This window comes from Pseudomonas sp. SDO52101_S400, from assembly GCF_054071635.1.
In genome coordinates this window covers 1-355 of record NZ_JBSVWF010000158.1, presented here as the reverse complement: position 1 = coordinate 355, position 355 = coordinate 1, and the positions used below count along the sequence as shown (strand labels likewise).

Below are 355 nucleotides of genomic sequence, written 5' to 3'. Positions count from 1 at the left end.
AGGCCACGATCAAATCCGCCACCGGCGGCAACTTCGAAAACCTGGTGACCAGCACCACGCCAGCGGTGACCAGCGTCACCGACACTATCGACACCACCACGGTCAAACTGACCGCGACCGAGTCGGCAGCTGAAGGCGGCACCGTCACTTACACCGCCACCGTGGGTGCACCTGTCACCGGTTCGCCAGTGACTGTGACCCTGTCGAACGGTCAGTCGATCACCATCGAAGTCGGCAAGACTACCGGCACCGTCACCACCACTGCGCCTAACGACGTGCTGAATGGTCACGCACCGCTGACCAACGCGATTACCGGCGTAACCGGTGGCAACTACGAAAATCTGGTAGCCGACAA

General features: G+C 61.1%; 1 protein-coding gene. It reads left to right on the top strand.

Translation table 11 applies throughout. The annotated features are described in order from the left end of the window. On the top strand, positions 1-355 hold a 355-nt coding region (locus tag ACW9HX_RS29165), incomplete at both ends, for an immunoglobulin-like domain-containing protein (protein WP_457383223.1).